General features: G+C 49.3%; 8 protein-coding genes and 1 rRNA gene. 1 reads left to right on the forward strand and 8 read right to left on the reverse strand.

Annotation, left to right across the window (positions count from 1 at the left end):
- Positions 1-439 precede the first annotated feature (439 nt).
- The 6 genes from anmK to murQ all read right to left on the reverse strand — a co-directional run bounded on the left by anmK (position 440) and on the right by murQ (position 5,262).
- Positions 440-1,582, reverse strand: a complete 1,143-nt coding sequence (gene anmK, locus I8U17_RS17175; RefSeq protein ID WP_370589284.1) for an anhydro-N-acetylmuramic acid kinase AnmK — start codon at positions 1,580-1,582, stop codon at positions 440-442.
- A gap of 4 nt (positions 1,583-1,586) precedes the next feature.
- A complete protein-coding gene (locus tag I8U17_RS17180; protein ID WP_033101962.1) occupies positions 1,587-2,489 on the reverse strand; it encodes an N-acetylglucosamine kinase in 903 nt (300 codons plus the stop codon).
- Positions 2,490-2,498: 9 nt separating this feature from the next.
- On the reverse strand, positions 2,499-3,587 hold the full coding sequence (locus I8U17_RS17185; RefSeq protein ID WP_198059898.1) for a DUF871 domain-containing protein: 1,089 nt from the start codon (positions 3,585-3,587) through the stop codon (positions 2,499-2,501).
- A 45-nt stretch (positions 3,588-3,632) separates the two neighbouring features.
- Positions 3,633-3,947 carry a PTS lactose/cellobiose transporter subunit IIA gene (locus I8U17_RS17190; protein WP_198056597.1) on the reverse strand — a complete coding sequence of 105 codons (315 nt, stop codon included), beginning with the start codon at positions 3,945-3,947 and terminating at the stop codon, positions 3,633-3,635.
- Positions 3,948-3,980: 33 nt separating this feature from the next.
- On the reverse strand, positions 3,981-4,289 hold the full coding sequence (locus I8U17_RS17195) for a PTS sugar transporter subunit IIB (RefSeq protein ID WP_033101965.1): 309 nt from the start codon (positions 4,287-4,289) through the stop codon (positions 3,981-3,983).
- A 64-nt stretch (positions 4,290-4,353) separates the two neighbouring features.
- The gene (gene murQ / locus I8U17_RS17200; RefSeq protein WP_033101966.1) at positions 4,354-5,262 is read right to left on the reverse strand and encodes an N-acetylmuramic acid 6-phosphate etherase; all 909 of its coding nucleotides are present in this window, start codon (positions 5,260-5,262) and stop codon (positions 4,354-4,356) included.
- A gap of 184 nt (positions 5,263-5,446) precedes the next feature.
- On the opposite strand from murQ, the gene I8U17_RS17205 reads away from it, so the two are divergent.
- Positions 5,447-6,736: a PTS sugar transporter subunit IIC gene (locus I8U17_RS17205; protein WP_198059899.1), complete on the forward strand. Its 1,290-nt coding sequence runs from the start codon at positions 5,447-5,449 to the stop codon at positions 6,734-6,736.
- A 207-nt stretch (positions 6,737-6,943) separates the two neighbouring features.
- On the opposite strand, the gene I8U17_RS17210 is transcribed toward I8U17_RS17205, so the two are convergent.
- Together I8U17_RS17210 and I8U17_RS17215 are read right to left on the reverse strand one after the other, a co-directional pair.
- Positions 6,944-8,359, reverse strand: coding sequence for an amino acid permease (locus I8U17_RS17210; protein ID WP_198059900.1), 1,416 nt, complete (start codon positions 8,357-8,359; stop codon positions 6,944-6,946).
- A 252-nt stretch (positions 8,360-8,611) separates the two neighbouring features.
- A 16S ribosomal RNA gene (locus I8U17_RS17215) occupies positions 8,612-8,679 on the reverse strand; the annotation flags it as partial.

The raw sequence follows: 8,679 nt of genomic DNA on the forward strand, positions 1-8,679 counted from the left end.
GAGCCAGGATCAAACTCTCCGATAAAGATCTAGCTCAAAAAGAATCAACAGGTCATGCTTCACTCTTTAGTTTTCAAGGAACACATCGAAATTCTTTTTTCTCAACCGCGTTTCGCAGCGACGAAAATCATTTTATCAAATTTAATTTTAGATGTCAATGGTTTTAATAAAATTTATAAGTAAAACCATCAAGAACAGAATACGCTTTTTTTCTGCAAATAAGCGAGCGGCCTGGACAAGGCTTCTTGATGGAACCAACAGGCCCAAATCCCTTCGGCTTTCAGGAAAGTAATGTCCAGGCCGGCTCTAACCGCCTCCTTGTTGAGTCAAGCTCAGCCGAAATTCAAACTCAGCGAAATAAAATACAGGCGCGCAAACGTTTTGTCAGCTGTTTTCCTCTTTTCGCTCCGCCCGTTTCATTCTTATTTTTTCTCCCGGTTCAATATGGAACCGGAGTGACGGATCCGAGCACGACCCTTCTTTCCGCCCCGGTTGCGCCGGTCACATTTCCCGGCAAACCGTGCAGCATTTCATTGGCCAAAACGGTGAAAGCAACCGCTTCCTTGGCCGCGGAGGAAAACCCCAAATCTTCCTGGGTTAACACGCGATGATGGGGCAGGCATTCCTTCAACATTCGCAAAAGGGTAGGATTATAACTTCCCCCGCCGCTGATAATGATTTCAGCTTCCGGATACATCGGAAAAATAAATCGCTTATAATTTTCTGCGATGGAGCGGGCGGTAAACAGGGTAACCGTCGCCAGCCAATCTTCTGCCTGCAACCCTTTCCACTCTTTGAGCAGCTCCTCTGCATAAGGGGCGCCAAACACCTCCCTCCCTGTCAATTTGGGCGGGGGAGCAGAGATGAAGGGATGATTCATGAGCCTTTCCAGCAAAGGCTTGTGGATCTTTCCCCTGGCCGCCCACTCTCCGTTACGGTCACAGGGCAAACCGGTCAACCGTTGGCAAATCTCATCAATGATCATGTTGCCCGGCCCGGTGTCAAAAGCAAACACCTCATCCAGCGTGGCCTCTTTGGGAATGACGGTGGCATTTCCGATCCCGCCGATATTCTGCAAAATTCGGTCACGCCCGGACCGGTACAACAGAAATTCGGTATAGGGTACAAGCGGCGCCCCTTCCCCGCCTGCCGCCATATCCATTACCCGGAAATTGGCTACAACCTTGTTTTTTGTCTCATAGGCGATCACAGCGGGTTCCCCGATTTGCAAGGTGGAGCGGACAAAAGAACCATCGGATTTGGGGATGTGATAAACAGTCTGTCCATGCGAACCAATAAATGCAAGTTCCTCCAAGTCCACCCCGGCTTCACGGCAAACCTGTTTCACTGCCTCCGCAAACAGAGCCCCCAACTTAAAATTCAAACTACAAACCAGCTTAACAGAAGAGCGGTCCACTTCACAGCAGGCGCGAATTTCCCGTTTCAGCCCATCGGGAATGGGCAGGGTGAGAAAATGGATCAGTTTTACTTTCGTTGCAAGTCCGCTTCCCTCAATTTCCACCAATGCGACATCGACCCCGTCCAGTGAGGTTCCCGACATCAAACCAACTGCCAGCGCCACCTGATCATCCTCTCTCCCCAAGTCTTCTCATGGCCAGATAATATCCCCCTTTGGCAGCTGATTCCCCTGCGATTGCGACGCGGGCATTCACAATGGATTGCCTGATTTCGCGCAGAAACGTTTCCCTGACATGGGAAATCCGGCAAAGAATGCTGCCGGCGACGGCAATGGAAACATCGTCACCAAACCCCAGCTTTTCCCGCAAGCGCAGCGTCATCTGCACCAACTCCCTCCCGGCGCGGCGCAAAATCGCGGCAGAAGCCTCATCACCCGAATCGGCCTGTCTCGCGACGATTGGTGCCAGACCGGCAATCTCCGCCTTCGTCACTCCATAAACAAATGATTTTAACCCCTCCGCCTCTTTCACCCCGATTTCATCCAACAAACATCGGCTGAGCGGGCTGTGCGGCAGGTTCCGTTCCGCTTCAGCGATAATGCGGCGCAACGCCTGAATCGCAATCCAGTAACCGCTTCCCTCATCTCCCAGCAAATTTCCCCATCCTCCTGTCACCGCCTGAACGCCTTCCTTCACCCCAAAGCAGATGGAACCCGTGCCGGCAACGGTTAAAATGCCGTCCCCTCCCCTCAAGGCTCCTGCATGGGCGATCTGCGCATCATTGACGATGGAAAAAGGGATGGCAAAACGCTCGCGAAGCATCTTTTCCAGTTCCGCACGGCAAGTGCCGCTCTCAATTCCCGCCAGCCCGAGATAAAGATAAAGGCACCGATCCTTTACTTGATGGATGCACCCCTCAATCGCCTCGCGTATATGCTTGATCGCCCGTTCCGGATCAACCAGAACATTGGCAAATCCGCTGCGTGACCGTGCCAGTTCCCTCCCGCTCAAATCAAAAGCCACCGCTTCGGTTTTCGTTCCGCCTCCGTCGACCCCAATCACAAACGGCATCCGGATCACCTACTTTTTATGTTCAAACCGAAAGGGACTCCACGGTTTCAACATATCCAGCAAAATCAGCTCTTCCTCGGCTATTCGCCCGACAACGTTGGTTTTTCCTTCATTTTTCATCGGCTTCAGGGCAATCTGCAATTCGCCTTTATACTGTCCGTACAGATCGTTGTCAATCAGCACATCGCCGCGCTTGATTTCGACAGTGAGATGCGGGGGAATGGGGACATCTTTGTATTTTACCCGGCTTTGGGTTGAGCGGATGAGGTAGTCGGAAACATCCCCGCGATAAAAATGAGGCTCTTCCAGGACGATTTTCCGCTCCAACTCCGTGATCCCTTCGTTCAGCTGAACAGTAAACGTCAGCCGGTCCGGATCAATTTGACTGAGCGCTCGCAGTTCTTCCTCAGACGCATAAGCATTTCCGACGATGACATCGTCAATGACTCCGGTGGCAAAAAGATGTTTGGCCTGCACGTCGACCGGCAGGGTTCGATGCATTTCCAGCGTGCACAGGCCCTCGGTTACCGGCCAGGGACCGAACGAAGCCGCTTGCGAGGACACAAAGGCAGCGGTGCGAATCCCCTTCTCTTTAAACTGCCAGCTGCAATGGAGAAAGTGATCATACGCCAGGCCGGTATAACGGTGAGGATAAAAATTATGACAGCCGAGCAAATTTTCCCGTTTCGGCTGATAACTGAGAATCTGCTCAAGATAACGGGTGCCGTTGCTCATATTGAGTTCAATTTTTAAACCGTAGGGATTGTACGTCATAGCCGCCTCTTCCCGGCCGGTGAAGCCGAGATCCAACCGGATTCCGCTCGCGCCGAGCTCGTTAAAAAATGACAGATCTTCGTAAGAGATTTTCAAGGCCTGAAACACGCGGGGAGCAATATCGACAACCACTTGCATTCCCAACCGATTCGCATACGCAACGGTTTCTTTAAAATCGGCGAGAATTTTTTCCCGGCTTCCCTGAACGGACAGCAGGCAGGAAAACACCCTGCTGAATCCGTACTCTTGCGCCAGCTTCAAATACGCCTGATCCCGGTCAGGGGTGGAATGTTCCGGATAAATCGACACACCCAACCGTTTCATTGTTTTTCCCCTCTTTCTGCAAAACCGCTTTGAATGGTTGCCAAGTTACCGGCTCTCCTTCAATTTTTTGATTACCCGGATCATCCGCTCAATCAGCTTTTGCTCGCTTACCGCCGTCATCAAATGGTCTTGTGCGTGTATCAACAGCAATGATTTTTCAAACGTGGTCCCGTTCATCTCCGCCTGAATCAATTTCGTCTGCGTCTCATGGGCTTTCTCCAATTCTTCTTCGGCCTGTTTCAGCAACTGATCAGCTCTGTCAAAATCAAACGTTTCTGTTGCCTCCAGCGCTTCATAAGCAAGCCCGCGCGCATTTCCGGCATGCAGAATAATATTGAAGATTTCTTGTTCCAGATTCATCATCTTTCTCCTTCAACTAAGAGATCAGGACATTTATTTACTTTCGGCATAACTCTTGATCAGTTCAAGTACTTTCGGGGCGCCGATCGGCGTATAACCTGTAGGTGGAATCAAAACAACCGGTACATTCAACTGCTTGCCGATCTCGGCAAAAGTGGAAAAACGATGCTTTACTTGCGGAGCCACCAGCCCCAGATCATACCCGGGCAATTCATTTTCAAATTCGTGGGTGCCGACCGCTTTGATCTCCAGAGCAAATCCTTGTTTATCCGCCTCCTGTTTAATGGCTTTGACCACGATGGCGCTCGACATTCCGCCTGCACAAACCATCAGCACTCGCACAAGCATCCCTCCATCATGATAAAAGAAATCGGCTGTCCGCCGTATGGATTGCTGATCTTTATTTTCAGTTTTTATTCACCGCTGCCAGTGCTTTTTTTAAGACTCCGTCATGTAATTCCAAAAGCCGGACCGCCTCATCGGGGGAGAGATCCGTTAAAAGTTGCAAAATGGCCGCTTTGGTATTCCCGTTCTGCTCTGATAGCGCTTTCTCCGCTTCCGCTCTGGTACAACCGGTCGCCTCAATCACAATGTTTTTCGATCGCTCAATCAGCTTATGGTTGAGCGGTTCCACATCCACCATCAAATTCTGATAAACTTTACCCAGGCGAATCATGGTTGCCGTGCTCAGCATATTAAGGACCATTTTTTGCGCAGTACCCGCTTTCATGCGTGTAGAACCGGTCACCACCTCCGGGCCGGTCACAACGCAAATCGTATGCTTAGCCACCTGTTCCATTTTTGTGCCGGGGTTGCAAACAAGGGCGACACTGGTTGCTCCCACCTCATTTGCATATTGAAGGGCACCGATCACATACGGTGTGCGCCCGCTTGCAGCGATTCCGACCACGATATCCCTGTCCGTCAGACGTATTTCCTGCAGATCGTTTTTTCCAAGATCATACTGGTCTTCTGCAGTTTCCCAGGATGTATCAACGGCACCCGCTCCCCCGGCGATAATCCCCTGAACCAATTGCGGCGGCGTACCAAACGTGGGCGGACATTCCAAAGCATCGAGAATCCCGATTCTCCCGCTCGTTCCGGCACCGATATAGATCAGACGCCCCCCTTTTTTAATCGCCTCCACAATCTGATCCACCGCCCGTGCAATCTGCGGCAACGCAGCGGCAACCGCCCCGGGGACCAGCGCATCTTCTTCGTTGATCCGTTTGACAACTTCAAAACTGTCCAACTCATCAATATCCATTGTACGTGGATTTCGTTTTTCCGTCTCCAGTCTGTCCAATTCCGACATCGCCTGTTTTCTCTCCCATCTGACGTCATTTAAGGGGCATTTTTTTCCTTGCAAAAAATATCTGAACAATTTTTATTATAACAAAAAAATTGGTATAGACAACTACTGCCCGATAAGTTATATTCAAATTGTAAACGGTTATATTTCAGACTAGTGTCACATTTATAACACCAGGAGGTTTTTTATGGAAACATTTTTGCAATGGATTGATTCTAAGTTGATGCCTCCTCTTGCACGCCTTTCGGAAGTGCGGCATTTGCGGGCCATTCGGGACGGAATCATCTCTGCTCTTCCCCTTATTCTCGTCGGTGCTTTTTTCTTGATTATCGCCAATCCTCCCATTCCCGGTCTGGCGAAGATGGTGGAGCCGTACACCAATGACATTTTAATCCCGTTCCGTCTTACACTCGGATTAATGGCCCTCTATGCTTCCTTCGGCATGGGATACAGCTTGGCCCGCTCCTACAAACTGGACGGCATTTCCGGCGGCATGCTGACGATGGCGACCTTTATCATGGCAACAATTCCGGTCAATCTGGATGACAAATTGCCGAAAGACCAGCCGCTCGGTTGGCTGTTGCCCATGGAAAACCTAGGCGGTTCGGGACTGTTTATGTCAATCTTGGCAATGCTGATCGCAGTTGAAAGCCTGCGATTTTTCAAGAAACATCGCATCACGCTCAAAATGCCCGATTCCGTGCCCAGTTCGGTTTCACGCTCGTTTGAGGCACTGATTCCCGCTGCATTTATTATCGTTGTCATGTGGGTGATCCGCGTCTGGCTTGGAATTGATTTAAATGAGGTATTGCACGCAATCTTCAAACCGCTGGCCGCCTTTGCCGGAAACAGCTATCTCGGCGCCTTGGTTCCGGTCATTTTCATCATGCTGCTCTGGTCGGCCGGTATTCACGGCGATGCGGTGGTCGGAACCGTTTTTCAACCGATCTGGTTTGCCCTGCTGGATCAAAATGCCGCTGCTGCCGCTGCCGGCAAAGCGCTGCCCAATCTGATTGTCGAACCGTTTTTTCAATGGTTCGTCTGGATCGGAGGATCGGGAACGAGCATCGGCCTTGCAATCCTCATGTGTTTTTCCAAATCTTCATACTTAAAGAAAGTCGGCCGTTTTTCGATTGTACCCGGCATTTTCAATATTAATGAACCGATCGTTTTCGGTGTGCCGATGGTGATGAACCCGCTGATGTTCATCCCTTTTGTCTTGGTTCCCATCTTTTGCACGACAACCACATATATCGCTTTTTCTCTCGATCTGATTAACCGCGTGGCCACCATTCCACCCTGGACATTACCTGCCCCAATCGGAGCGTATCTGGCAACCGGCGGAGATTGGCGGGCGATCGTTTTGTGCCTGGTTAATATCTGCCTTTCCGTTCTCATCTACTATCCCTTTTTTAAGGTATTCGAAAAAAGAATGCTCAAAGAAGAAAAAGGGGAGCTTGCCCAGTCAGCTTCATAAAATGCCCGCTGATCCGGCTCTGAGGGCATCAAAACTGCTGCAACCGAAACAAAACCGGGTGCGCATTGATTTTGCCGGATTGAATCAACACGTGCCCGGGATGTTCAGGAGGTGGAACGGGAGCTGTTCAAAATTCATTGAGGATGGAAATCCGGAAACCAAACCAAAACAATCCCTGGATAAAATGCCGAGGCGCACCGCATCCATTTACCGCAGTTTTTCGGCTGCCCTCGTCCCTTTGCGCCTGATGAGGATGAAGTAAGAAAAGCCGGCGATAAGCACAAATCCGACACTGATCAGCATACTCATCAAATGCTTGTAATCAAAAACACTCCCGACCAGCGCAATTGTCAAAATCAGGATGGCAAGCCAAAAACGCCAGGGAATTCCCCAGACTTTGCCCTGTTCATTGGCTGACTCTTGTTGAAAACGGCGAAAACGCAGGTATGTGTACAGAATCATGCCCCACAAAAACAAATAGACCACACCTGCAGAGGTCGTCAGAATTTCATAAATGGAACCAGGCAAAAAGTAAGAAGCGACAATGAACAGAAATACAAAGATCGTCGTCACGATCAGCGAGGGAAAAGGAACGCCTCGCTTATTTATTTTAGCCAATAAGGAAGGAGCTTCTTCCCGTTTGCTGAGGCTGACCAAAATATGAGAGACGCCAAACATGGCGGCAATAGCCGTTGAAAAGGCTGCCAAGATCATGATGAGATTCAGGACAGCATCAGCATACGGGATGCGTAACAAGGTTAAAATCGTTATCATCGGACTTTGGTTTTCCACGATTTTGGTCAGCGGGATGGCATAGAGGATGGCAAAAAGAGACAACAGATATAAAACAGCCAGAAGAAGGACAATTTTACGAAAAGCTGACGGAATCACCCTCGGATTTTCAACCTCGGCCGAAGCCATTCCCGTGGCCACAATCCCTCCAAAGGTAAAAAACATCATGCTCAAGCTTGTTAAAAATCCGGGCAGGCCATGGGCAAACCATTGATCCGTCCGGGTAAAATGCGCATGCGCGGCAACCCGTCCACCAAGGATGAAATAAAAGACAACACCGATAAAGATGACCAAAGCTGCCGTTTTTACCACAGCAAAAAACGATTCGATCCGCCCGTAATTATTCATGCCAATCAAATTAATCCCCAGCGCCAACAGAGTGTATATCGTTGAGAGCATCCAGATCGGAACAGAAGGCAGCCATTTTTGTGTAAAGATACTGATCCCCGTAATCTCGCTGGACATTGCCAAAACTCCTGCCGCCCAATAAATCCAACCGCCAGTAAAACCAAATAAAGTTCCAAGATACTTTTCAACGTAATAAATAAATGAGCCCTGAGAGCCGGATTCCGTCACAATCATGGCACCCAAAGAGTCAAAAATGGCCCAAACAGCAAAAACTCCAACCAAATAAGACAATAAAATGGAGATCCCTGTTTCACGGATCGTCGTGGCTGTCGTCAAAAAAAATCCCGCTCCCAAGATGGAAGCAACCCCGATAAAGACCAGTTGCCCTTCGGACATTCCTTTTTTCTGCTTTTGTTCCGCAATCTTTTTTTGGTGAAATACCTGCGGTTTTTGCACTGATAACGGCTGTTTTCCTTCTTTCATCTCATTTCCTCCCTCCTTTTTAGAATTGCAATCATGTCAAAACCTTATGTATTTCCCTGTGAAAAGATATGCAACTTTGCTGGTGTTGCCCTTTGACGGCACTTTCGGGCGGAAACAAAAAAACACCTGTTTAATCGTATTAAACGAATAAACAGGTGTTTTCCATTTAGCCGTATTCCCTGAAAACTAAAGAGTGAGTAAGGCATGACCCGAGAAGTAACCGGTTCATTTGCTCTGTGAAGAGCTCCTTAGAAAGGAGGTGATCCATCCCCACCTTCCGGTAGGGATACCTTGTTACGACTTCACCCCAATCATCTGCC

This window comes from Thermoactinomyces sp. CICC 10521 (assembly GCF_016055135.1).
Taxonomy (GTDB): domain Bacteria; phylum Bacillota; class Bacilli; order Thermoactinomycetales; family Thermoactinomycetaceae; genus Thermoactinomyces_A; species Thermoactinomyces_A daqus.

Coding starts and splice junctions, on each gene's coding strand:
- I8U17_RS17185 (WP_198059898.1), bottom strand. CDS start 3,587: ATGAAACGGTTGGGTGTGTCGATTTATCCGGAACATTCCACCCCTGAC.
- I8U17_RS17190 (WP_198056597.1), bottom strand. CDS start 3,947: ATGAATCTGGAACAAGAAATCTTCAATATTATTCTGCATGCCGGAAAT.
- murQ (WP_033101966.1), bottom strand. CDS start 5,262: ATGTCGGAATTGGACAGACTGGAGACGGAAAAACGAAATCCACGTACA.
- I8U17_RS17210 (WP_198059900.1), bottom strand. CDS start 8,359: ATGAAAGAAGGAAAACAGCCGTTATCAGTGCAAAAACCGCAGGTATTT.
- I8U17_RS17180 (WP_033101962.1), bottom strand. CDS start 2,489: ATGCCGTTTGTGATTGGGGTCGACGGAGGCGGAACGAAAACCGAAGCG.
- I8U17_RS17205 (WP_198059899.1), top strand. CDS start 5,447: ATGGAAACATTTTTGCAATGGATTGATTCTAAGTTGATGCCTCCTCTT.